This window comes from Micromonospora sp. DT15 (assembly GCF_049841475.1).
Lineage (GTDB): Bacteria > Actinomycetota > Actinomycetes > Mycobacteriales > Micromonosporaceae > Micromonospora.
Genome location: NZ_JBNCKJ010000003.1, coordinates 245,798 through 267,685 on the forward strand (window position 1 = coordinate 245,798; position 21,888 = coordinate 267,685).

Annotated in this window: 20 protein-coding genes; 16 read left to right on the forward strand and 4 right to left on the reverse strand. The window is 71.0% G+C overall.

Annotated features, from left to right (window positions below; all coding sequences use genetic code 11):
* Window positions 1-91 precede the first annotated feature (91 nt).
* Complete coding sequence (locus ACLQ3F_RS08665) at window positions 92-1,075, reverse strand: GNAT family N-acetyltransferase (RefSeq protein WP_425847651.1); 984 nt, start codon at window positions 1,073-1,075, stop codon at window positions 92-94.
* Between the two features lie 357 nt (window positions 1,076-1,432).
* Between ACLQ3F_RS08665 and ACLQ3F_RS08670 the strand changes: the two genes are divergently transcribed.
* From ACLQ3F_RS08670 to ACLQ3F_RS08720, 11 genes are all read left to right on the forward strand, one after another.
* Window positions 1,433-2,311, forward strand: a complete 879-nt coding sequence (locus ACLQ3F_RS08670; RefSeq protein WP_425847653.1) for a hypothetical protein — start codon at window positions 1,433-1,435, stop codon at window positions 2,309-2,311.
* Window positions 2,304-2,804 (forward strand): SigE family RNA polymerase sigma factor, encoded by a 501-nt coding sequence (locus ACLQ3F_RS08675; RefSeq protein ID WP_425847655.1) that lies wholly within the window; start codon window positions 2,304-2,306, stop codon window positions 2,802-2,804. The genes ACLQ3F_RS08670 and ACLQ3F_RS08675 overlap by 8 nt, the downstream gene beginning before the upstream one ends.
* Before the next feature lie 306 nt (window positions 2,805-3,110).
* Complete coding sequence (locus ACLQ3F_RS08680; protein WP_425847657.1) at window positions 3,111-3,638, forward strand: hypothetical protein; 528 nt, start codon at window positions 3,111-3,113, stop codon at window positions 3,636-3,638.
* The gene (locus tag ACLQ3F_RS08685; RefSeq protein ID WP_425847658.1) at window positions 3,631-4,554 is read left to right on the forward strand and encodes a serine hydrolase; all 924 of its coding nucleotides are present in this window, start codon (window positions 3,631-3,633) and stop codon (window positions 4,552-4,554) included. The genes ACLQ3F_RS08680 and ACLQ3F_RS08685 overlap by 8 nt, the downstream gene beginning before the upstream one ends.
* Before the next feature lie 162 nt (window positions 4,555-4,716).
* Window positions 4,717-5,346: a fasciclin domain-containing protein gene (locus ACLQ3F_RS08690; protein WP_425847660.1), complete on the forward strand. Its 630-nt coding sequence runs from the start codon at window positions 4,717-4,719 to the stop codon at window positions 5,344-5,346.
* Between the two features lie 59 nt (window positions 5,347-5,405).
* Window positions 5,406-6,929: a molybdopterin-dependent oxidoreductase gene (locus tag ACLQ3F_RS08695; RefSeq protein WP_425847662.1), complete on the forward strand. Its 1,524-nt coding sequence runs from the start codon at window positions 5,406-5,408 to the stop codon at window positions 6,927-6,929.
* Window positions 6,930-7,065: 136 nt separating this feature from the next.
* The gene (locus ACLQ3F_RS08700) at window positions 7,066-7,854 is read left to right on the forward strand and encodes a hypothetical protein (RefSeq protein ID WP_425847664.1); all 789 of its coding nucleotides are present in this window, start codon (window positions 7,066-7,068) and stop codon (window positions 7,852-7,854) included.
* Between the two features lie 241 nt (window positions 7,855-8,095).
* Entirely contained in the window at window positions 8,096-8,557 is a 462-nt protein-coding gene (locus tag ACLQ3F_RS08705) for a class F sortase (protein WP_425847665.1), read from the forward strand.
* Window positions 8,558-8,605: 48 nt separating this feature from the next.
* Window positions 8,606-9,232 carry a sigma-70 family RNA polymerase sigma factor gene (locus ACLQ3F_RS08710; protein WP_425847666.1) on the forward strand — a complete coding sequence of 209 codons (627 nt, stop codon included), beginning with the start codon at window positions 8,606-8,608 and terminating at the stop codon, window positions 9,230-9,232.
* Entirely contained in the window at window positions 9,229-9,957 is a 729-nt protein-coding gene (locus ACLQ3F_RS08715) for an anti-sigma factor (protein WP_425847668.1), read from the forward strand. The genes ACLQ3F_RS08710 and ACLQ3F_RS08715 overlap by 4 nt, the downstream gene beginning before the upstream one ends.
* A gap of 45 nt (window positions 9,958-10,002) precedes the next feature.
* Complete coding sequence (locus tag ACLQ3F_RS08720) at window positions 10,003-11,658, forward strand: serine/threonine-protein kinase (protein WP_425847669.1); 1,656 nt, start codon at window positions 10,003-10,005, stop codon at window positions 11,656-11,658.
* 94 nt (window positions 11,659-11,752) lie between these two features.
* Here the strand turns inward: ACLQ3F_RS08720 and ACLQ3F_RS08725 are convergent, their stop codons facing one another.
* The 3 genes from ACLQ3F_RS08725 to ACLQ3F_RS08735 form a co-directional block, all read right to left on the reverse strand.
* On the reverse strand, window positions 11,753-12,688 hold the full coding sequence (locus ACLQ3F_RS08725) for a DUF4394 domain-containing protein (protein WP_425847670.1): 936 nt from the start codon (window positions 12,686-12,688) through the stop codon (window positions 11,753-11,755).
* Window positions 12,689-12,963: 275 nt separating this feature from the next.
* Complete coding sequence (locus tag ACLQ3F_RS08730; RefSeq protein WP_357206664.1) at window positions 12,964-13,569, reverse strand: lytic polysaccharide monooxygenase auxiliary activity family 9 protein; 606 nt, start codon at window positions 13,567-13,569, stop codon at window positions 12,964-12,966.
* A 269-nt stretch (window positions 13,570-13,838) separates the two neighbouring features.
* A complete protein-coding gene (locus tag ACLQ3F_RS08735) occupies window positions 13,839-14,417 on the reverse strand; it encodes a hypothetical protein (RefSeq protein ID WP_357206663.1) in 579 nt (192 codons plus the stop codon).
* Window positions 14,418-14,890: 473 nt separating this feature from the next.
* On the opposite strand from ACLQ3F_RS08735, the gene ACLQ3F_RS08740 reads away from it, so the two are divergent.
* The 5 genes from ACLQ3F_RS08740 (at window position 14,891) to ACLQ3F_RS08760 (ending at window position 21,866) form a co-directional block, all read left to right on the forward strand.
* The gene (locus ACLQ3F_RS08740; RefSeq protein WP_425847671.1) at window positions 14,891-15,436 is read left to right on the forward strand and encodes a carboxymuconolactone decarboxylase family protein; all 546 of its coding nucleotides are present in this window, start codon (window positions 14,891-14,893) and stop codon (window positions 15,434-15,436) included.
* A 133-nt stretch (window positions 15,437-15,569) separates the two neighbouring features.
* Complete coding sequence (gene lanKC, locus ACLQ3F_RS08745; protein ID WP_425847672.1) at window positions 15,570-18,167, forward strand: class III lanthionine synthetase LanKC; 2,598 nt, start codon at window positions 15,570-15,572, stop codon at window positions 18,165-18,167.
* Between the two features lie 5 nt (window positions 18,168-18,172).
* A complete protein-coding gene (locus tag ACLQ3F_RS08750; RefSeq protein WP_013734295.1) occupies window positions 18,173-18,292 on the forward strand; it encodes a SapB/AmfS family lanthipeptide in 120 nt (39 codons plus the stop codon).
* Window positions 18,293-18,363: 71 nt separating this feature from the next.
* Window positions 18,364-20,091 carry an ABC transporter ATP-binding protein gene (locus tag ACLQ3F_RS08755; protein ID WP_425847674.1) on the forward strand — a complete coding sequence of 576 codons (1,728 nt, stop codon included), beginning with the start codon at window positions 18,364-18,366 and terminating at the stop codon, window positions 20,089-20,091.
* A complete protein-coding gene (locus tag ACLQ3F_RS08760; RefSeq protein ID WP_425847676.1) occupies window positions 20,088-21,866 on the forward strand; it encodes an ATP-binding cassette domain-containing protein in 1,779 nt (592 codons plus the stop codon). The genes ACLQ3F_RS08755 and ACLQ3F_RS08760 overlap by 4 nt, the downstream gene beginning before the upstream one ends.
* The last annotated feature ends 22 nt before the right edge of the window (window positions 21,867-21,888 follow it).

The following is a 21,888-nucleotide window of genomic DNA, read 5'->3' on the forward strand; positions in this document are numbered from 1 at the left end:
GCGACAAGCTGGACGGCCGCATCGGCGGGCTCCACGCGCTGTGGCGGATCGCGGAACCTGCCCCGGACCCGGCGCAGAGTCCGAGTCGGGCTTACGGCTGCTCGTCGGCCTCGGGGTTGAGCTGGCGCATCAGCACCGCGAACCCTTGCCCCGACTCCACAAAACCCAGTTTCCGGTAGAGCGCCAGAGCGCTGTGATTGCTGTCGGTGACCTTGAGTCGTAGTTGTCGGATGCCGGCCGAGTGCGCACGGTGCAGGACCCGCGAGATCATCGCTGTGGCCAGACCACTACGGCGCCACTGTGCTCGGGTGCCCAGGCAGTGCAGAATCGCCGTCGGCGTGTCCGTGCTGCCGTCGGCGAGTGCGAAGAGGAAGGCGGCCACCGGGTTGTCGCCTCGGTCGGCCTCGGCGAGCACCAGGCAGGAGAGGTCGGGCAGGAACCGCGGATGCCCGGTCGCGTGCTGGGGCCAGGTGCGCTGGTCTGGTCGAACCGCTGCGGGGCTGTCGGCGTAGGCCTCGTTGTGGGCCAACCGGGCGAGTTCGTCGTAGCGCTCGTCGACAGGTGTCAGCACCAGGCCGGGCGGCAGCGCGGGAGCCGGCGGCTCGTCAGGCACCGCCAGGACGAGGTCCCGTTCGTGCCGGACCAGCGCGAAGCCGCCACGGTTCAGCAGCTCGCGGCCGGCCGGGTCGTTCTCGGCAGACCGGATACCGAGGACGGCCTGTGCCGACCCCCGGTCGTCCCGCACCTGCTTCGCCTGGTCGATGAGCCAGCGGTGCAGCTCTGTGCGGACGTCGTCCGCGACGTCGGGATGAAACACGGTGGTCAGGCGAATGCGGAGCACGTCGTCCGCTGTTCCCATGTCGGCGACCTCGCCGTACGCGGCGACGCTGCCGGTGTCGTCGCGGCCGACCCGGGTGCGTCCGGCGCTGCCCGGCCCGAGAGTGGCCAGTCGGTTCCGGACGTCCTCAGCGCGCTGCTCCATGCCGACCGGGGCGACCGCCTCGGCGCGCTGGAAGAGTGCTGCCAGCTCTGCTGCCTCGGCTGGTGTGGCGCGACTCCAACTCGCGATCCTCATTGATGGCCATCCTATGGACCTGGCTCGATGAAGGTCAATCGCGGGCCGGATCGCCGAAGGGCGTCGACCTAACCTCCTAGGATGCTCTACGGATTGTGCCTCAAGCGACAGTGTCGCCACTGCGGCAGTTAAGCGAAGTCGCCAACAGCCTCAGCTGCTCGAACCGCCCGCAGCAACGCTTCTGGCAAGCGGAGCGTGACGCTACGGAGGTGGCCGCACACGCCCTGGAACGCTGCGCTCCGCCGACGCGGGTGGCTGAAAATTCCCGTCGAAATCCGGTAACCAAAGCGGCTTGCCAACCCGTCAGGTCAATGACGGATCGCCATTGCGGGCGGTCGGCCGAGGAGGAACAAGGACATGGGCGATGTGCGTGGGCGTTTCAGGGACGACCTGGCCCGACACCCCGCCCCGCCATTGGGTGACCTGGTCCAGCAGTCGGTGGTGCAGGGCCGCCGACTGCGCCGCCGGCGTCGCCTGGCGCAGTTCGGCGCCGGCGGATCGGCGTTGGCGATGCTGCTCGTGATCGGCCTGGCCGCCGGTCCGCTCGGCATCGGAGCGGATGACACCGGTCAGCCCGGCGGGCCGAACCTGGTTTTGCCGGGCGGGTCGGTCGACACCGGCTCGCCGTCCCCGGCCGATTCCCCGACTGGCGCCCCGCGCGGGTTCGAGCCGGGCACCGACGAGAACCCCGCTCCGCCAGTGGGGCCGACTCCCTCCACCACTGTGATCGACACTGTGAGGATCGGGGCGGGGCCGGACGGTGAGCTGGCGACCACCACACCGCAGGGCGCCCTGGAACTGCTGATGCGGCTGCTGCCCCCGGGCAAGACCAGCGGTTACGCGAATCTCGAGAGCAGTGGGGCGGGCCCCGGCATGCCGTTCGTCCAGCTCTACCTCGACCGCGGCGACGGACCGGGCATGCTGCGGCTCTCCATCTACCGGGACCGCCTCGGCAGCGACCCTCGCCCGGGGACGGTGGAGCTGACCGAGGTACCCGGCAACTGCGTGCAGAGCCAGATCATCACCGTGCATCACGACGCCGGCCTCCAGGTCGACCTCATGATCGCTACCTGTCTGGTCTGGGACCCCAAGGGAACCGTTGCGGCACCGGCCGTCCTCTCCGTGAAGGAGGCGACCGAGATCGCCGCCAACCCGACCTGGGGGACGAGACTGCCGGCCGAGTACGTCATCAACGGTGCCAAGAGGTTCCCCAAGTTGGCCCGGTCGAATGGCTGACGAAGACTTCGTGGAGTTCGCGCAGGCGGCCGCCGGCCGGCTGCGCGACGCCGCCTTCCTGATGTGCCGCGACTGGCATCTCGCCCAGGACCTCACCCAGACGACGCTGGCCAAGGTGTACGCCAACTGGAGGCGGGTCCGCCGGGCCGACGATCCCCACGCGTACGCCCGCAAGATACTGCTGCGCTGCATGCTCGACCAGCGGCGACGTCGTTCCAGCCGCGAGTTGGCGATGTCGACGCCGCCGGAGCGGGGCGAGGAACATCCGGCTGAGCTGCGCATGACGTTGCTGGACGCGGTCGCCACCCTGCCGTTGCGGGACCGGGCGATCATCGTCCTGCGTTACTGGGACGACCTGAGCGTGGAGGCGACCGCCGAGGTTGTGGGCGTCTCCATCGCCGTCGTCAAGAGCCAGAGCATGCGCTCCCTCAACCGGCTGCGCGAGCTGCTCGGCGAGACCCGTTCCGAGCTGTTCGCCGAGGAACGCCATTGACGGGTCCCGTCTGCGGGCGGGGTGTGGCGGATCCCAATGGGGTCGGACCGTCGGCCGGCGAACCGCCGCGTCGGTGCTGCGGCGGCGACGAAGGTGCCGCCACGCGTCGTCGGCCGAAGCGCCACGTGTGGTGGCAGGTATCTGCGTTTGGGGAGGTTTTCGGTGTCCGTATCGAGCAGCAGGACGAGCCGAGGCCGGATTCGCGGCAGAGGCCGAGGTTCGGTCGCGGTCCTGTCGGCGTTGTTGGTGATGGCCGCAGGGTGCCATCGGGGGGAGGCCGGTGTCGGCTCCGACGAGCTGCACACAGTGAACGCGGACCGGGGCGACCCGGGTCTGCTGCTGGGAGCGGGCGATCTGGGAGCGGACTGGCACGAGGACGACGCGCGAACCGGTCTGGCGGCCTGGCCGTGGGAGCAGGACAGCTGCCCCAACTACCGGAGCAGCGACTACCTGGCCAAGTCGCATCGGCGCGCTGCCGTGGAGCGCTACTACCGGCTGTCTGACGGCTCGTCGCGGGCCCACCACGTCGTGGAGACGTACGAACCTGGATGGGCCGAGCGGAACGTCGATGACGTCCGTCGGGTCCTCCTGCGGTGTGCGAGCTACGCGGTCCTCGGGTCGCATGTCTCGTTCGACGTCGTGGATCCGCATTATCTGGAGGGCGCCGGGATGCTCATTCGAGGTCGTATCGCGCGTGCGGACACCCCGAGCACCGTCACGTACTTCGTGATGGTGAGACGAGGCGAGACGGTCTCGACGGTCCGCCTGCCCGATCGGGGAAGCCAGGCCGTGGTGGACTCGATCGCGGCGAGGGTGGTGGCCCGCCTTGGCTGAGCGGATTGGGCGGCAGCTGTCGCGACGCTGGGTTCTCTCCGCGGCCACCGTGTCGCTGGCCGGCGTTGCGACGGCGGCCTTCGGTGCCACGCGCGGCCGCGACGGCGACGGAGCCGGACCATCGCACGGTTCCTCCCCGGCCAGCCCGATCCCCACGACGCCGGCCATCGACTGGATCGGCCAGGCGAGAACGCGCATCAAGGCCTACGTGGAGCGGTACGACGGCCACCTGGCGGTCGCGGCACTGGATCGGCTGGGAACGGCTTCGGTGACGGTCGGCGCCAGACGGTTCGAGACCGCCAGCATCGTCAAGGTCAACATCCTTGCGGCTCTCCTGCTGCGCCAGAACCCGCCGGGCAAGGCCCTGAGTTCTGGCACCCGGCGGTTGGCCGAGGCCATGATCGTGTCCAGTGACAACGATGCGGCGGTGGCCCTGTGGCAGCGGATCGAGGGCTCGCGCGGCCTCAACGCCGCGAACCGCGAGCTCGGCCTGCGTGAGACGAAGCCCAACTCGCACTGGGGACTCACCACGACCACGGTCGCCGACCAGCTTCGTCTGCTGACCGCGCTGACGTCGCCGACGGGACCGCTGACCCCGCAGGACCGTACCTTCGTCATGGGTCTCATGAAGAAGGTGATCCCCGAGCAGCGGTGGGGAGTCACCGCCGCGCGGGAGCCGGGCGGTCGTTCCGAGTACGTCAAGAACGGCTGGGACACCGCTGATGTCGACGGGGGCCGCTGGCTGGTCAACAGCATCGGGCGGATCGTCGAGGCCGATCATGACTGGCTGATCGCCGTGCTCTCCGACCATCACGTGAGCCAGAAGGAGGGCATCCGCGTCGTCGAGAAGGCCGCCACGTACGTGCTCAAGGAGCTACGCGCCGCCACTGCGCACGACGGGCTGCCGCAGGGGTAGGCCCCGGGTCCGCTCGGGCCGACAGTGGGTCGGTCGACCTGCCCGGCGGCGCTTGTCATCGCCGGCAGCACACAATTCCCGATCTTGTACCCATCCGTCCGCGGGTCGGCCTCGAATGCCTCATGACAGCAGCAATCGAGTACAAGCATCTGAGGAGTTCGTATGAAGCGGCGCCTGTTTGCCACGGTCGGCGTGATGGCCGTGCTGGCCCTGTCCGCCTGCGGCGGAACCGACGGCGAGGACACCGCCAGCGGCACACCGAGTACGTCGGCCAGCGCGCCGATGGCCTCGGCCTCGCCGTCGATGATGATGTCGGGTCAGTTCGGTTCGGGGTGCGCGGCCGTGCCGACCGATTCGTCCAACCCGGGAAGTTTCGAGGCGATGGCGAAGGTGCCGGTGGCAACCGCCGCGTCCGGTAACCCACTGTTGTCGACGCTGGTCACGGCGGTGAAGCAGGCCAACCTGGTGGACTCGCTCAACGGCGCGCAGGGCGTGACGGTGTTCGCGCCGACCAACGACGCGTTCGCCAAGATCCCGAAGGCCGACCTGGACAAGGTCCTGGCCGACGACGCCACGCTGAAGAAGATCCTCACCTATCACGTGGTGCCGACCCAGTTGTCCCCGGACACCCTGGCCGGCACCCACAAGACGATGCAGGGCGACGACGTCACGGTGACCGGTAGTGGCACGTCGTTCACCGTCAACGGCACCTCGATGGTGGTCTGCGGGAACGTCTCGACGGCCAACGCCACCGTGTACATCGTTGACAGCGTCCTGATGCCCAAGAGCTGAGGATGTCCACCTCCGTCGAGCCCCGGCCGGCAAACCGCCGGCCGGGGCCGTCCCGAAGCATGACAGCCATCCGCGGCCTCGTCGTCGGCGTGCTGAGCGCCGGGGTCGCCCTCGGCGTGGCCCACCTCGTCGCGGCGCTGGTCGATCCGGCCGCCGACCCGGTGCTGACGGTCGGTGGTGCCGCTGTGGATCTGGCACCGCAACCGGTCAAGGCATTCGCCATCCGCACCTTCGGCACCAACGACAAGGTCGTTCTCTTCGCCGGCGTCTACGCAGTGCTGGCGCTGAGCGCGGTCCTGCTCGGCGCGGCGACGTTACGACGACGCCGTTACGGTCTGGCGGGCCTTGCCGCGTTCGCTGCCGTCGGTGTCGCCGCCGCCCTGTCCCGCCCGACGGCGACACTCGTGGACGTCCTGCCGGTACTGGCGGGGGCCGGCATCGGGATGGCCGCGATGCTGGTGGTGGCACACGCCGCTCGGACGCTCCCGGTTCCTGGTTCGGGTCGCCCGCGGCTGCTCAACCGCCGCCAGTTTCTGGCCACGGCGGCGGGAGCAGCGCTCACCGCCGGCGCCACGGCGACCCTCGGCCAGACTGTCGGTCGCGGCAGAGCCGTAGGCGCCCGTTCCCGCGCGGCCGTTCGCATACCGCCGCCCACGCAACCCGCGCCGCCGCTGCCCGGCGGCGTCTCCGCTGGCGTGGACGGCGTCTCGGCGTTCCTCACCCCCAACCGGGACTTCTACCGGGTCGACACCGCCCTCACCGTCCCGCAGGTCGACGCGGCAACCTGGCGGCTGACCCTGGGTGGAGCGGTCGACCGGCCCCGTACCTGGACATTCGACGACCTCCTCGCCCGGGGCGTGGTGGAGCGCGACATCACCCTCAACTGCGTCTCCAACGAGGTCGGCGGCCCCTACATCGGCACCGCCCGTTGGACGGGGATCCCCCTGGCGCCGCTGCTCCGCGAGGCCGGTATCCGCGCCGGGCAGGATCAGCTCGTCAGCCGTTCCGTGGAGGGCATGACCATCGGCACGCCGCTCCAGGCGATCCTCGACGGTCGCGACGCGCTGTTGGCCGTGGCCATGAACGGCGAGCCCCTGCCCCTGGAGCACGGCTTTCCCGTCCGCATGCTCGTTCCCGGCCTCTACGGCTATGTCGGTGCCTGCAAGTGGCTCACCTCCATGCAGGTGACCACCTTCGACGCGTTCGATCCCTACTGGGTACAGCGCGGGTGGGCCGCCGAGGCGCCCGTGAAGACCGCATCCCGCATCGACACCCCGAAACCCTTCGCCCAACGGCGCGCCGGCCCCGTCATGATCGCCGGTGTCGCCTGGGCGCAACGTCGCGGGATCACCGCCGTCGAGGTGCAGGTCGACGACGGGCCGTGGCGGCAGGCCCGCCTCGCCGACGGCCCCTCAACGGACCTGTGGCGGCAGTGGACCTACCGCTGGGACGCCAGCCCCGGCAGTCACACCCTGCGCGTACGGGCCACCGATGCCACCGGTGCGACCCAGACCGATCAACGGGCCGCGCCCTTCCCGGACGGCGCGACCGGCTGGCACAGCACGACAGTGACCATCACCTGAACTGGTGCGTCCGACGGTTCCGTCCAGGCCGAAAAAGAATCCGGGCCGGGACCAATCCGGTGGACCGGAGGCGACGAATCCCTCACGACAGCACCTGAGCATCGACGCCGTACCCAGGCGGAGACGGAGATTTGTTGTGAGATTGTCCCGAGCCCTGCTCACCGTGCCCGCAGCCGCCCTGGTCCTCGCGTTTCCGGGGGTCGCGCACGCCGACGAGAGCGTGCAGGTCCAGTTGCAGGACCTCAACGAGACCGGTGCCACCGGAACCGCCACGTTGACCGCCACGAGCGGCGGTGACCTGAAGGTCATGATCCGGTCGAGGGGCATGACGCCGAACTCGCCGCACGCCCAGCACGTGCACGGCGCGGCGAACGGCATGGACTTCCACTGCCCGGACAAGTCCGCCGACGCCAACGGCAACGGCTTCGTCAGCACCGAGGAGGGCCTCAAGATGTACGGGGACATCTTCATCTCGTTGACCACCACCGGGGACACGACCAAGGCCAGCGGCCTGGCGGTGGATCGGATGCCGACCGCCGACGCGAAGGGCAACCTCAGTTACGAGCGCACCATCCCCGCCGGGGACCTGCCCCAGGGCACTATCGCGCACCTGAAGGACCTGCACCTCGTGCAGCACGGCATCGACGCCAACAAGAACGGCAAGTACGACATGGAAGCGCTCGGCGAGTCGACCTTCGCCAAGTCCGTCGGCGTCAACGGCATCCCCGCCGAGGCCACCGACCCCGCCACCTGCGGCATGGTCAGCGGCGCGGCGGCTGGCTCCGTACCCGCGGGGGGTGTCGCCACCGGAGATGGCAGCACCTCCGGCGGATCGCCGATGATGATCTACGCCGTGGGTGGTCTCGCGTTGCTCGGCGCCGCCGGTGCGGTCGTCGCGCGTCGCCGGCTCGCCGGCGAGCGCTGAGCCGACGGCGATCATGATGGACACCGGTGGCAAACCAGCGCCGGCCGGCCGTCGCCGGGGGCGCCACGCGCTCCTGGCGGCGGCCGGCATCCTCACCGTTACGGCGGTCCTGACGATCGGTGGCGCAGTCGCCAGGCGGGGCGGCGACCCACCCGGACCCGACAGGTCCGCTGCGGCACCAGCCGCGAACGCGTCGCCTGTCCCGGCGAGCGGGCCGGGCGAGTTGACCTCGGGACCCCTGATGGCCGGTTCACCGCCGACGCGGGTGTCGATTCCGTCGCTGAAGGCCACCGCCGCCATCGTCGCGCTCGGTCTGCAGTCGGACGGTGCGATGCAGGTTCCGGACAGCGCCACCGATGTGGGCTGGTTCACCATGGCGCCGACGCCCGGCGCTCTCGGCCCGGCCGTGCTGGCCGGGCACGTCAACTGGAAGGGCCGCCGCGGGACGTTTTTCGACCTGGGCAAGCTGCCTGTCGGCGCCGGGATCACCGTCGACCGTCAGGATGGCAGCACCGCGATGTTCACCGTCACCAGGGTCGAGCAGCATCCGAAGGACCGCTTCCCCACCGCCGAGGTGTACGGGGCGACCGACCACGCTGCGTTACGCCTGATCACCTGCGGCGGCGAGTTCGACGACACCACCCAGCATTACCGCGACAATGTCATCGTCTACGCGCGCCTCGCCCACGCTCGTCCCGCCTAGACACGAGTGCGGCGGCACACCGGGCCGTCGACAGCACAGGGAGAGGACATGCCGAGAATGAGCGGCGACCCGGAACAGGGGCGGCGGTTGCGAGCGGTGCCGCAGGACACCGCGACCCCACCGAACGCCGACGAGTTGCTGACGCGGGTGGCGCGGGGCGACGAGGCGGCGTTCGCCATGCTGTACGACGCCGTGGCGGGCAGGGTCCTCGGGCTGGTCCGGCGGGTCGTCCGCGATCCGGCGCAGGCGGAGGAGGTGACGCAGGAGGTGATGGTCGAGGTGTGGCGCACCGCCGGCCGCTTCGACGCCGGCCGGGGTTCCGCCTCGGCGTGGATCCTGACCATGGCGCACCGCCGCGCGGTGGACCGGGTGCGCTCCGAACAGGCCCACACCGACCGTGCTCTTCGGGTTGCCGCGACCGAGACACACGTCCCTTACGACGAGGTGGTCGAGGATGTCAGCGCCCGGTTGGAGCGGGAGCAGGTCCGCCGGTGCCTGGGCCGGTTGACGCCGGTGCAGCGGGAGTCGGTGACCCTGGCCTACTACGGCGGTCACACCTACCGAGAGGTCGCCGAGAAGTTGCAGACGCCGCTGCCGACGGTGAAGACGCGGATGCGCGACGGACTCATCCGGATGCGCGACTGCCTGGGCATCGAGATGGAGGGACGGGCATGAGCGCCGATGTTCACACCCTCGCTGGTGCGTACGTCCTGGACGCGGTCGACGACGTTGAGCGGGCTGCGTTCGAGCGGCACCTGGCCGAGTGCGAGCCGTGCCGCGTCGAGGTGGCCGAGTTGCGGGAGACCGTGGCGCGCCTCGCCGACGACGCCGTCATCGAGGCGACCCCGCCGGGTCTGCGGGAGCGGACCCTCGCTCAGGCTGCCCGGACCCCGCAACTGCGCGTCAGCTCCGCGGGTGCCGGCGGCGGACGGCAGACAGGCAGGTGGCGACAGCTCGCGGTGGCCGCCGCCGCGGCCGTCCTCGTCGCCGGTGGCGCGAGCGCGGTCACCTGGACCGTCAGCAACGATCGGATCAGCGACGAGCAGGCCAGCAGCGACCAGGCCCGGCAGATCGCCGCCGTCCTGGACGCCCCGGACGCCCGGGTGTTCGAGCGGTCGCTGCCGCCCGGTGGTGCCGCCACGGTGGTGGTCTCCCGTGACCGCGACCGCGGTGTGGTGCTGCTGCGCGACCTGCCCGCGCCCGGTGCCGGGCGGATCTATGAGCTCTGGCTCATCCGGGGGAGTGAGCCCCGCAAGGTGGGACAGCTCGCCGAGGGGGACAGGGCGTCGACCACCGTCATCGGCCCGGTCGCCGAGGCGGGCACGTTCGGGGTGTCCAACGAGCCCGTCGGTGGTTCCGTCGCCCCCACTCGGATCGTGGGTACGGTGGCGTTGAGCTGAGGTCACCCCACCCATCCGGACGGCGGACCGCTCCGAATCACCCGCATGGATGACGAGCTGCTCGCCGGCCGGTACCGCAGGCTTCTGCTGATCGGGGACACCGCGACCTCGGGACGCGTCTGGCTGGCACGCGACGAGGTGCTTGATCGGCACGTCGCTCTCAAGCAGATCACCCTCCCGGGTTGGGTGAGCGACGCGGAGCGGTCCCGGCTGCGGGACAGAACGCTCGGGGAGGTACGCGGCCTGGCCGGCCTGGATCACCCCGGTGTGGTCGCGATGTGGGATGTGCTGAGCACCGACGGATATCTGTGGCTCGTCATGGAGCACGTGCCCTCCCGGTCCCTGTCCGAGGTGGTTGTCAGCGACGGTCCGCTGGCGCCGGCCGAGGTGGCGCGGGTCGGCCTGCACCTGATCGCGGCACTGAGTGCCGCCCACGCGAGGGGAGTGACGCATCGGGAGGTCCGGCCGCAGAACGTGCTGTTCGCCGACGACGGGCGGGTCATGCTCGGTGGATTCGGTTTGTCGATCTTCGACTCCCGGGATCCCGCGACCGTCACCGCGGGGAGCCTGTCGACGGTCCAGTACACCGCACCGGAGCGTGCCCGCGACGGTAGGGCCACCCCCGCGACCGACCTGTGGGCCCTCGGCGCGACGCTCTACCTGGCTGCGGAGGGCCGTCCGCCATGGAACCGGCCATCGACCCTGGCCATGCTTGCCGCCCTGGCCACCGAGGCGCCGGACCGGATGACCGTCCTGCCGCTCGAACCCGCGGTCACCGGTCTCCTGCTGCGCAACCCCCGCCAACGCCTCTCCGCGCAGGAGGCCCGCGACCAGCTGGAGCAGGTGGCGGCGGCGACGCCCGCGCCGGTGGCGCGGGCGGGCCGTTGGCCGCGTGTGCGCGCCAGGTCACGCCGGCGAACCCGGGCCGTCACGCCGACGGTGCCGCCCGCCGCGGACGCGATCACCACAATGGTCATTCCGGTCGTGACACCTACCTCGCGCGATCGGACGACCGGCTGGGCGTTCGCCGGTGCCGTGGTGGGCCTGCTGGCGGTCGCGGCCGTCGTCGTCACGGCAACCGGTGCCGTGATCGGCGGCTGGCGCGGCCAGGACAGCCTTTCGGCGGCCGAACCGGGCGGTGCGGCCGCCGGCGTGGTGGAATCGACCGCGCCGGCACCGCCGGCCCACCCCTGCCTGGAGGACGTCGACTCCAGCGAGGCCGAGCCTCTGCGGGTGCCTCGCGCGCCGCTGCCGTACGCCCTGCCGAACGGGTGGGCGTGGCACCAGGACCCCGCCGGATTTCTGCTGGCGGTGCCCGAGGGATGGAGTCGGCACACCGAGGGTGCACTGGTGTGCTTCCGCGATCCCGCCGAGGTGCGGGCCATCGCCGTCGACCCCGCCGCGACAGCTTCCTCCGTACCGTCGAAGCGCTGGGAGGCCGCCGAGCGCGACGCGTTGACCACCGGGGCGCTCGCCGGCTACCAGAGGATCAGTATTGGGCCGATCATCCGCCCGGGCGGCGCGGCGGAGTGGGAGTACACCTGCGACCAGGCCGGCGGCCTGCGGCTGCACGCCCGCCGGCTGCTGATCAACGAGAGCAGGGCCCGCGCTTACAGCCTGTCCTGGATCACCCAGGACAGCCAGTGGGACGAGACCGAGCCACTCCAACGACTGGCACTGGCAAGCATCCGCCTCGACTGACGCGGCGGTTGCCGGTCACACAGGTCGACGAGGCGGTACGAACCTGAGGGTGGACGAGTGTGGGAGGGGTGCGGCCCGGCACCCCACCCGATGGTCACTGCCGCAGGAGCAGGGCGAGGTCGAGGACCACGTGCCCGTTGAACACGCCTGTCGTCTGAGCCGCGCCGGTGAGGAGGTCGACCCGGTACAGCCGGGAGCCGCCGATGCCGTTGAGGACGGCGAAGGCGTTGTTGGCCACGGCGCGGTCTCCACTCAGCGGGCTGTGGATGTCGAAGCCTGCTTGGAGGTTCGCGTTCACCCCCAGTGCGCCGGTGGCGGCCAGTTGCCCCGAGTTGGCGGGGGATTGCAGGACAACCTGGTCGAGGGTGGTGTCGATGTCGAACAGGGTGGTAGCGGTGGCGGGGTTCAGGTCGTTGTTGGTGTACGCCGCACCGGTGACACCGACGGCGGCGGTGCTGGGCGGGTAGGTGAGAGGGCCGTCGACAAGGGTCGTGCCGCCGGGGTTGATGTTGTGGCGCAGGTTCTGCCCGGTGTCGCTGATGATCCGGAGTCGGTCGGCGGCGGGGTTGAAATCGACGCCGAACGACGTGCCGCTCAGCGCGACGGTCAGCTGGCTGACCTTCGTGGCCGCCGCGGTGCGCGTGTTCAGCGCGTAGATGCCGCCGTTGTTGCCGACGCCGTAGAGCGTTCCGTCCTGGACGCGAAAGTCGATGCCGACGAGTGTTTCGCTGCCGGGCAGGTCGACCGGGCCGATGGTGCAGGCCAGGGCCGGGCGGTTGGCGGCGAACTTGATCAGGTGCTGACCGTCGGTGAGACCGATGGCGACGAGCCCGTTTCGGCCTCCGGCGTTCAGCAGGTCCCACAGCAGGGTGCAGGTCCCGGTGCCCAACGAGGGCAGGCCGCGAGCCGGGATGCTCGCTGCGGTGCTGTGACTTGGTGGGGCGGCGGTGACCGGCGTCGCGGTGATCCCGATGCTGACGACAATCATTGTGGCGGCTGCGAGCAGCGCCCGGCGAAGCCTACGGTGCATGAGGGGCACTTCCTTGATCAGATGCACCGTCGGAGTCCTCGGTGGAATCCGACGCCGTTTCCGGCGACGGTGCAGGGATGAATTCCCTGCTCAGAGCCTATGTAGAGGCGATCCGCAGCATCTGTCGGGATTCGGCCCTTCCTTCAACTTTCGCACCTTCTGCACGGTGCGGTCGGCGAGCGGCGATCAACCACACCCGACAGGGTCGGGAGAGCGATCCGGCTCAGGGCGTTGGCGCCCTGAGCCGGATCAACTTCTAGCTTCGGTCGTGCCGATCAGGTGACGTTGATGTCGCTGCACCACATGTAGGTCTGGTCCAGGTGCGACGCCCGCCAGAGCACGAACAGGATGTGGTTCCCGCTGCGTGACGGGAGCGAGACGTTGAACGAGATGTTCTGCGCCGGCGCGTAGCGCCCGGTCGTCGTGATCAGGTCGAGGTTGCCCCATCCGAGCTTCTGGGTGGACGGGTTGAACCCCTGCTTGGTGACGTAGACCTGGAAGTAGTCAGCGCCGTGGCTGGCCTGGTCGTACAGCTGGACCGTGAGGTTGCGGCTGACGGTGGTCGTCTTCCACGCGCCTGGCTGGTTCACGCTGTCGTTCCTGGACAGGGCGTTGCTGCACAGCTGCCCGTCCGGGGTGCGAGCCTGGTACTGGCCGCCGAGGCCGTCCCGCAACTGGCTCATCCAGTTCCACATGGTGTCGGGGTTGGCCTGGAACGCCTGCCAACACATGGGGTCCTGCTGCTGCATGGCGGGATTCATGTGCTGGTTGCCCCACGCCTTCCAGCACTGGTAGGCGCGGCTCATCGGGTTGATGATCGTGCCGTGGGCCTGGGCTGCCCCGGTGAAGGGCAGCATGCCGGCCACGATGGCGAACACCATGACGAATGCTCGCAGGGACCGACGGACTGGTGACCGGGATCGTCCGCCGGATCGATCGGACTTGAGTGAACGCACTGTTCATCCTCCGCTCTTCGGGACTGCAACTCAGAATGGGAACGCTCCCAAGCCAACTGTTGCACCTATCGACTTAGATATCAATGCTTATCTATCTATGGTCGGATGTGGATCGAGCTGACCGGGGTGTCCGCAGCCGCCCGGTTCGGATCCGGGTGCGGGATACGTCCACGGCACCGGCCGCCCCAGCCTGGTTACAGGCCGGCTGCGGCGTCGTACCGACGCCGAAGGTCGGCCATCTCCGACTCGGTCAGCGCTTCCCTGGTCGCCGGTTCGGCGTACTTGGGCGGGAACATCTGCCGCAGTCGGTCGATGAACCTGACGTCGGCGGTCGCCTCGACCACCTGGATGCCCGGAGGTGTGGTGGACACGTCCATGATCACCGGGCCGGCCAGTTTGACCGCCACGTCCCAGGGGCGCTGCTTCTCGGCGACCCCGCAGAGGTGGAAGCCGTAGACGGTCTGCACGTCGGCGAGCGCGGTGGCCTCGGTCGGCTCGTAACCGTAGACGCGGACCCCGCAGATCACTGCCGCCTTCTCCGCGGTCGCCGCCTGCTGGGCCCCGTGGCCGGCGTGGTTGTGCTGCCCCGGGTCCGCCTTCTCGAGCGTGGTGCGCATCCGGGCGATGATCTGCGACTGCAGATCCGCCGGCTTCGCCTCCGGGTCGGCCCGGTTGACCAGTACGACAGCGCCAGCCGACACCACCAGCAAAATCACCGCCACCCACACGAAGCGGTTTCGGTACCAACCCGCGAAGTTCTCTCGGGACATCATTGTTGCTTCTCACCTCGTCGCCGGTTCTGGTGCTGGCAGGCCGAATCGGACGCCCCCGGCGGGTCAGGCGTCGAGCGCGTCAGCCGTGGGGGACACGTGCCAGGGGTTACCTACGGCGGGCGAGGATGATTGCCCGGCAAAGCGCCCGTCGTCGTAGAGGTGGCCCGGCGATCCGCCAGGCGAGCGTCCGCCGAGGCGGCGCGCTGCCGGCGCTGCGATGCTCCCGTGCTGGCCGTTCCCAGCGCGGTTGCCCCCGCGCTGCGGCGATATGAGCCATTCCAACACGTCTGGATCGGCTTCGCAACATCGACGAGCGTCAGCGAGGGTTCGACCGGCCACCAGCACCCTCCTCGCGCGGGTGCTCATCGCCGCACCGCCCCCGGGTCCCCCGGAACGGAACTGCGGCGGGCGCAATCGGGATTGGATATGGTCGGTTTAACCCGATTTACCGCATACTGCTAACAAGGGGAAACATGAGTCGCTTGCCGTACGTGAACCCCGCCGACGCCCCGGCGCCGGTCCGCGAGACGCTGCAGGCCGCGCTTCCTCTGGGCTTCTTCCGCGTCATGGCCCACGCCGAGACGGCGTTTCCAGACTGGATGCGCTGGGGCGGCACGCTGCTCAAGGACCTGGCCCTCGACCCACTGCTCCGCGAAATCGCGATCCTGCGAGTCGCTCAGTTGAGCAACGTGACATACGAGTGGGTTCAGCACGAGCCCATCGCCCGCTCCGTCGGCGCCACGGACGAGATGATCCACGCGCTCGGGCGCGACGAGATCGGGGACGACTGTTTCACGTCAGAGCAACGGATCGTCCTGCGCTTCACGACCGACGTCGTCCGTGACGTCCGCCCGCCCGACGACACCACCACCGCGCTGACCGGGCTGCTTTCCCCGCGCGAGGTGGTCGAGCTCCTGATGGTGATCGGGCAGTACATGATGATCGCCCGGGTCGCCGCGGTGACGGACCTCGACGTCGACGAGCCGATGGGCGCCGCCGTCTACGGCGGGCGGGCCTGACTAATGTCATGAGTGCCTGTGCGCACCGCATCGAACGTCGTGACTAAGCGCACTGGAGCCCACCACGTCCCGTCGATGAGACTCGATTCGACGCCGGAACAACAGCCGGCCGAGTTCGAGAGGCGGCGAGACGGTGGACGAACGCTACGACAGCTACTGCGCCGCGGATCGGTTGTTCTACGACTCGCTCGGCAGCGCCGTCGCCCAGCCCGTCTTCCCGGCCGCCGAACGAGCGGTTCCGACCGGCTGGCGTCGTGAGCCACTCGACGACTGGCTGATCTACGCGCCGGACGGCGGCTCGCTGCCGCAGCAGGGCTGGAAGATTCATGTCTCGGCCGGTCTGGCGAACGCCGAGCGGGTGCTGGACGCGGTCTGGAACTACTGCGTCCCCCGCGGCCTGTCCTTCAAGTTCCTGCGCGGGCCGCGCACGCTGCTGCTGCGCAACTCCAAGTACGCCGCCCGGGCCGCCAGCGGCAAGTTCGTCACTGTCTATCCTCGCGACGACGCGGAGCTGGAGCTGGCCTGCAAGGAACTCGACGAGCTGCTGACCGGCGAGACCGGGCCGTACATCCTCAGTGACCTTCGCTACGGCGCCGGCCCGGTCCACGTGCGCTACGGCGGCTTCGCCGCCCGCTACTGCCACTCACCCGACGGTCAGGTGGTGCCGGCGATCGAGGACGACTCCGGCACGCTGGTGCCCGACCGCCGCGAGCCGGTCTTCCACGTACCCGCCTGGGTCACGCTGCCCGACTTCCTCGGCCCGCACCTGGCCGCCCGCAACGACACCAGCACCAACGAGGTGCCGTACCGGATCGAACGGGTGATCCACTTCTCGAACGGCGGCGGGCTGTACGTGGGCAGGGACCTGCGTACCGACACCGAGGTGGTCCTCAAGGAGGCCCGGCCGCATGCCGGCCTGGACGCCGACGGCACCGACGCCGTCGCCCGGCTGGCCCGTGAGGCGCAGGCCCTGCGGAAACTCGCCGACCTGCCGCAGGTGCCTCGGGTGCACGACGAGTTCGTCCTCGGCGAGCACCGGTTCCTCGCGCTCGAGTTCATCGAGGGCCGACCGCTGAACAAGGTGCTGGTCGACCGGTACCCGCTGATCGACGCCGACGCGACCGACGGCGACCGGGCGGAGTACGCCCGCTGGGCCCGCCAGACCTACGAGCAGGTCGAATCCGTCGTGGCGGCGATCCACGAACGCGGCTTGGTCTACGGGGACCTGCACCTGTTCAACATCATGATCCGGCCGGACGACCGGGTCGCCCTGGTCGACTTCGAGGTGGCCGCCCCGATCGCCGGGCACCGCCGACCCGGGCTGCGCAACCAGGGCTTCGCGGCCCCGAGAGACCGCAGCGGACCCGCTGTCGACCGGTACGCCCTGGCGTGCCTGCGGCTGGCGCTGTTCCTGCCACTGACCCAGCTCGTCCGGCTCGCCCCGGCGAAGGTGACTCACCTGGCCGACATCATCGCCGCGAACTTCCCGGTGCCGAGGTCCTTCCTCGATCCGGCGGTCGAGGAGATCACCGGTGAGCCGCGTGTCACCGCAAACCCGCGAGGGAATCTCCGCGCCGACGATTGGCCCACCTCGCGGGACCAGTTGACGACGGCGATCCTGGCCAGCGCCACCCCCGAACGCGACGACCGGCTCTTCCCCGGTGACATCGAGCAGTTCCGCAGCGGCGGCCTCAACCTCGCCCACGGGGCGGCAGGAGTGCTGCACGCGCTCGACAAGAGCGGCGCCGGACGGTGGCCCGAGCACGAAGAGTGGCTGGTGTGGCGGGCGACGTCGCCCCCGTCCGGAACCCGCTGCGGCTTCTACGACGGGCTGCACGGCGTCGCCTACGCCCTCGCTCACCTCGGACGCCGGCAGGACGCGCTGGACGTTGTCGACATCTGCCTGCGGGAACCCCTCGACGGGCTCGACCACAGCCTGGCCAGCGGACTGTCCGGGATCGCGCTCAACCTGGCCGAGATGGCCGCGCGTACCGGGGAGCTGTCGCTGTACGACGCCGCGTGGCGGGCCGCCGAGCGTGTGATTGGGCAGCTCGCCGACGACCCGGGCCCGGACGTCAGCGGCGGACGAAACCCGTACGCCGGGCTGCTGCGGGGCCGGACCGGACCGGCGCTGATGCTGGTGCGGCTCTACGAGCTCAGCGGTGACGACGAGTTGCTGGGGCACGCCGCCACGGCTCTGCGTCAGGATCTGCGCCGGTGTGTGCTGCGCCCCGACGGTGCGCTGGAGGTCAATGAGGGCTGGCGCACCATGCCCTACCTGGCGCACGGCAGTGTCGGGATCGGGCTGGTCCTCGACCAGTACCTGCGTCACCGGGCCGACGAGCAGTTCGTCGAGGCGAGCGCGGGAGTCCGCCTCGCGGCGCGCTCACCGTTCTACGCGCAGTCCGGGCTCTTCGCCGGCCGGGCCGGCATCATCGCCTACCTCGCCGCCTCGACCGACGCCGCCGACCGCCTCGAACTTCGCGCACAGGTGGACCGGCTGGCCTGGCACGCGCTGCCGTACCGGGAGGGGACCGCCTTCCCCGGTGAGCAGTTGCTGCGCCTCTCCATGGACTTCGGCACCGGCACCGCCGGCGTGCTGTACGCGCTGGCCAGCGCGCGGCACGACCAGCCGCCGGCGCTGCCCTTTCTCGCGCCCCTGCCGGGCGCGGACAGACTCCCTCGCGACAGCGGGGGCGACCCGATCGGCGAACGGATGGAAGGGAGGTGAACGACATGGCACTTCTGGACCTCCAGGGCCTGGAGATGGCTCCGGCCGACCGTACCGGTGGCGGTAGCCGGGCGAGCCTGCTGCTCTGCGGCGACAGCTCGCTCTCCGTCACGACCTGCAACTGATCCACGCACACGTGGGCCCTGGGTGGGTAGACGTGCCCACCCAGGGCATCCGTGTACCAACGGGAGGACCGATGCCGACGTTCGCCGCGGGGGACAGGCTGCTGCGGCAGACGGTCCTGGCGGGCGGCGGCTGGACGGCCGCGCTCGCGGCGGTCGCGCTGCTCGGCGCGGCCGCCGAACTGTTGCTCCCCGCGGTCCTCGGCCGCGCCGTCGACGCCGCCCTCGACGCCGGCTCCGCCTGGTGGGCGGTGTCCGCCGGCGCCCTTGTCGTCGTCCTCATCTGCGTCGACACCCTGACGGACCTGGCCAGCGGGTTCGGTGCGGCGCGCGCCACCGCCGGGCTGCGCCGGCGTCTCCTGCGTCACCTGTTCGCCGTGGACGTCCGCGCCACCCGCCGGTACCCGGTGGGTGACCTCGTCGGCCGACTGGTCGGCCAGGCCGCCGACACGGGACAAGCCGGCAACGCGGTGGTGCTGGCCATCGTGGCGGTGCTTCCGCCGCTCGGCAGCGTCGTCGCGCTCGCCATCATGGAACCGGTCCTCGGAGTCACCCTGCTCGCCGGTCTCGGCCTGCTCGCCGTCCTCATGCGCGCCTTCGTGGCCGACGCCTCGACCGCGACCGCCGGGTACCAACGGGTCCTCGGCAGCATCGCCGGCCGGCTGTTGGAGTCGCTGACCGGTGCCCGGACCATCGCCGCCGCCGGCACCACCCGCCGCGAGGAGGACCGGGTGCTGGCGGCCCTACCGGAGCTGGACCGGCACGGCCGGCGTACCTGGGGACTGCTGGCCCGGGCGAGTGCGCGCACCTCGGCCGTGGCGCCGCTGCTGAACCTGAGCGTCATCGCGGTCGGCGGGTACGCCCTGACCGCAGGCTGGCTCACACCGGGTGAACTGGTCGCCGCGGTCCGGTACGCGGCCATGGGCGCCGGGCTCGGTGCGGTGCTCGCCACCCTGAACCACCTGGTCCGCAGCCGCGCGGGAGCACACCGGGTCGCCGAGCTGCTGACACAGCCCACCACGTCGGTGGGCGATCGGCCCCTTCCACCCGGCGGCGGCGCCCTGCGACTGCGTGGGGTGTGCGTGCACGCCGACGACGGGCGACCCGTCCTGGACGGCGTCGACCTGGACGTGCCGGCCGGCGCGACAGTGGCCGTCGTCGGAGCGTCCGGTGCCGGCAAGTCGACCCTGGCTGCCGTGGCGGGACGCCTGTACGACCCCGCGCGCGGTGAGGTGCTCCTCGACGGGGTGCCGCTGCGGGACCTCGACGCGGTGGCGCTGCGCCGGGCCGTCGGCTACGCCTTCGACCGGCCGGTGCTGATCGGCGTGACCGTCCACGACGCGATCGGCTTGGCGCTGCCGGTCGATTCGGCGGTGCCGCCGGCCGATCGGAGCCCGGCCACACCGGCGGTTCTGCGGGCGGCCCGGATGGCGGCGGTCGCCGACGTGATCGAGCGTCTGCCCGGCGGTTACCGCACTCCGCTGGTGGACACACCGCTCTCCGGGGGCGAGACCCAACGCATCGGCCTGGCCCGTGCGTTCGCCGCCGAGCGGCTGCTCATCCTGGACGACGCGATGTCCAGTCTCGACACCGCGACCGAACACCGGATCACCGAGGCGGTTCTCGGGCACGCCGGGGGGCGTACCCGACTGGTGGTCACCTACCGGACCGCGGCGGCCGCGGCGGCCGACCTCGTCGCCTGGCTGGACGGCGGTCGGCTGCGCGGCCTGGCACCGCACCGGCAACTGTGGGCCGACCCGGACTACCGTGCCGTCTTCCAGCCGGCCGGCGGTGAGTCGTGAGCCGTCCCGGCGTACGCCGGGTGACCTGGCGGGCGCTGCGGGCCCGTCGGTGGGAACTCGCCGGGCTCGGCGGCTGGTCGCTTGTCGAGTCGCTGCCCGCGCTGCTCGCCGGCTATCTGGTCGCCCGCGCCGTCGACGAGGGTTTTCTGGCCGGACGTCTCCTCACCGGCCTGGCCTGGTTGGGGGTCCTCGCCGTGGCCGTGCTGGTCGGCGCGGCGGCCACCGGCCGGACGTACCGGAGCCTCGGCGCCGTCGTCGAGCCGTTCCGCGACGAGGTGGCGGCCCAGGTGATCCGGGGTGCGCTCCGCGACGCCACCAGAGCGGGTGGCCGCCCGGACAGCGCCGCCGTGACCCGGCTGACCCACCAGATGGAGATCGTCCGCGATACCTTCGCCGGTCTGCTGATGGTGACCCGCGGCTTCCTCTTCTCCGCTGGCGCGGCCCTGCTCGGCCTGCTCGCGCTGGCGCCGGTGGTGGCGGCGCTGGCGTTCGCCCCGCTGGTCGCCGGTCTGGTCGTGTTCCTCGCCGCGCTGCCGTCGATGGTCACGCACCAGCGCGCCTACGTCCGGGCCGGTGAACAGCTCGGCCAGTCCGCGGCGACCGCCCTGGCCGCTCACCGTGACGTGCTGGCCTGCGGCGCCCAGACACGCGTGTCGGCGGAGGTGGAACGTTGGGTGTCGGCGCAGGCCGCCGCCGAACGCATGCTCGCCCGGATGGCGGCGATCCGCAGCCTCAGCCTCGGCATCGGCGGCTGGCTGCCACTGCTGGTGCTGATGGTGACCGCCCCGCGGCTGGTCGAGCGTGGTCTCACCGCCGGCGCGGTGCTGGGCGCGCTGATCTACGTCTCCACCGGACTGCAACCCGCCCTGCACACCCTGGTGCAGGGCCTCGGCGGAGGCGGGCTGCGCTACGCGGTCACCCTGGAGAACATCCTTCGCACCTGTCCGGTCTCCGACGACCCGCGCCCGTCAGCCCTCACCGCCCGGATGCCTCGCTGCCGACCACCCGCAGCCTCTGCCGATCGTCCGGCAGCCGTCGAGGTCCGGGGACTGACCTTCGGCTACGGCCCGCGCGCCCGGCCCGTCCTGCGGAACTTCTCGCTGACACTGGCCGACCGGGACCATCTCGCCGTGATCGGCCCGAGCGGTGCGGGCAAGTCCACACTGGCCTCCCTGATGGCCGGACTGGTGCCGCCGCAGGCAGGCACGGTCCACCTGGCCGGCACGAGGGTCGCCGAGATCGAGCCGGCCGTCCTCGCCCGGATGCGAGTGCTGGTGCCGCAGGAGGCGTACGTCTTCACCGGCAGTCTCGCCGACAACATCCGCTACCTCCGGCCGGACGCCGACGACGACACGCTGGAGGTCGCCCTCGACACGCTCGGCGCGCGTCCTCTGGCGACCCGCCTGGGCGGCCTGGACGCGCCGGTCGCGCCGGCCCTGCTCTCCGCCGGCGAGCGGCAGCTCATCGCGGCGGTCCGGGCCTGGCTGGCACCCGCCCCGCTGGTGGTCCTCGACGAGGCGACCTGCCACCTGGACCCGGCGCTGGAAGCGACGGTCGAGGCCGCCTTCGCCCGGCGGCCCGGCACCCTCGTCGTGATCGCGCACCGGATCAGCTCCGCGTTGCGGGCCGGACGGGTGTTGGTCCTCGACGGCGACGAGCCGCTGGTGGGGACGCACGAACAGTTGATGACCCGCTCGGCCACCTACCGGATGCTCGTCGGCTGCTGGGACGACCCGGTGGTGCCGTCCCCGGCGGCGTCGGCGCCGCCGGGCTGAACCCCGCACGACCGCGCCGACG

Excerpts from the sequence above, each read along its gene's own strand:
- ACLQ3F_RS08730 (WP_357206664.1), bottom strand. The coding sequence starts at position 13,569 with ATGGTGTTCGCCATCGTGGCCGGCATGCTGCCCTTCACCGGGGCAGCC.
- ACLQ3F_RS08695 (WP_425847662.1), top strand. The coding sequence starts at position 5,406 with ATGACAGCCATCCGCGGCCTCGTCGTCGGCGTGCTGAGCGCCGGGGTC.
- ACLQ3F_RS08705 (WP_425847665.1), top strand. The coding sequence starts at position 8,096 with ATGGCCGGTTCACCGCCGACGCGGGTGTCGATTCCGTCGCTGAAGGCC.
- ACLQ3F_RS08710 (WP_425847666.1), top strand. The coding sequence starts at position 8,606 with ATGCCGAGAATGAGCGGCGACCCGGAACAGGGGCGGCGGTTGCGAGCG.
- ACLQ3F_RS08690 (WP_425847660.1), top strand. The coding sequence starts at position 4,717 with ATGAAGCGGCGCCTGTTTGCCACGGTCGGCGTGATGGCCGTGCTGGCC.
- ACLQ3F_RS08675 (WP_425847655.1), top strand. The coding sequence starts at position 2,304 with ATGGCTGACGAAGACTTCGTGGAGTTCGCGCAGGCGGCCGCCGGCCGG.
- ACLQ3F_RS08720 (WP_425847669.1), top strand. The coding sequence starts at position 10,003 with ATGGATGACGAGCTGCTCGCCGGCCGGTACCGCAGGCTTCTGCTGATC.
- ACLQ3F_RS08735 (WP_357206663.1), bottom strand. The coding sequence starts at position 14,417 with ATGATGTCCCGAGAGAACTTCGCGGGTTGGTACCGAAACCGCTTCGTG.
- ACLQ3F_RS08665 (WP_425847651.1), bottom strand. The coding sequence starts at position 1,075 with ATGAGGATCGCGAGTTGGAGTCGCGCCACACCAGCCGAGGCAGCAGAG.
- ACLQ3F_RS08725 (WP_425847670.1), bottom strand. The coding sequence starts at position 12,688 with ATGCACCGTAGGCTTCGCCGGGCGCTGCTCGCAGCCGCCACAATGATT.
- ACLQ3F_RS08670 (WP_425847653.1), top strand. The coding sequence starts at position 1,433 with ATGGGCGATGTGCGTGGGCGTTTCAGGGACGACCTGGCCCGACACCCC.
- ACLQ3F_RS08755 (WP_425847674.1), top strand. The coding sequence starts at position 18,364 with ATGCCGACGTTCGCCGCGGGGGACAGGCTGCTGCGGCAGACGGTCCTG.
- ACLQ3F_RS08740 (WP_425847671.1), top strand. The coding sequence starts at position 14,891 with ATGAGTCGCTTGCCGTACGTGAACCCCGCCGACGCCCCGGCGCCGGTC.
- ACLQ3F_RS08750 (WP_013734295.1), top strand. The coding sequence starts at position 18,173 with ATGGCACTTCTGGACCTCCAGGGCCTGGAGATGGCTCCGGCCGACCGT.
- ACLQ3F_RS08715 (WP_425847668.1), top strand. The coding sequence starts at position 9,229 with ATGAGCGCCGATGTTCACACCCTCGCTGGTGCGTACGTCCTGGACGCG.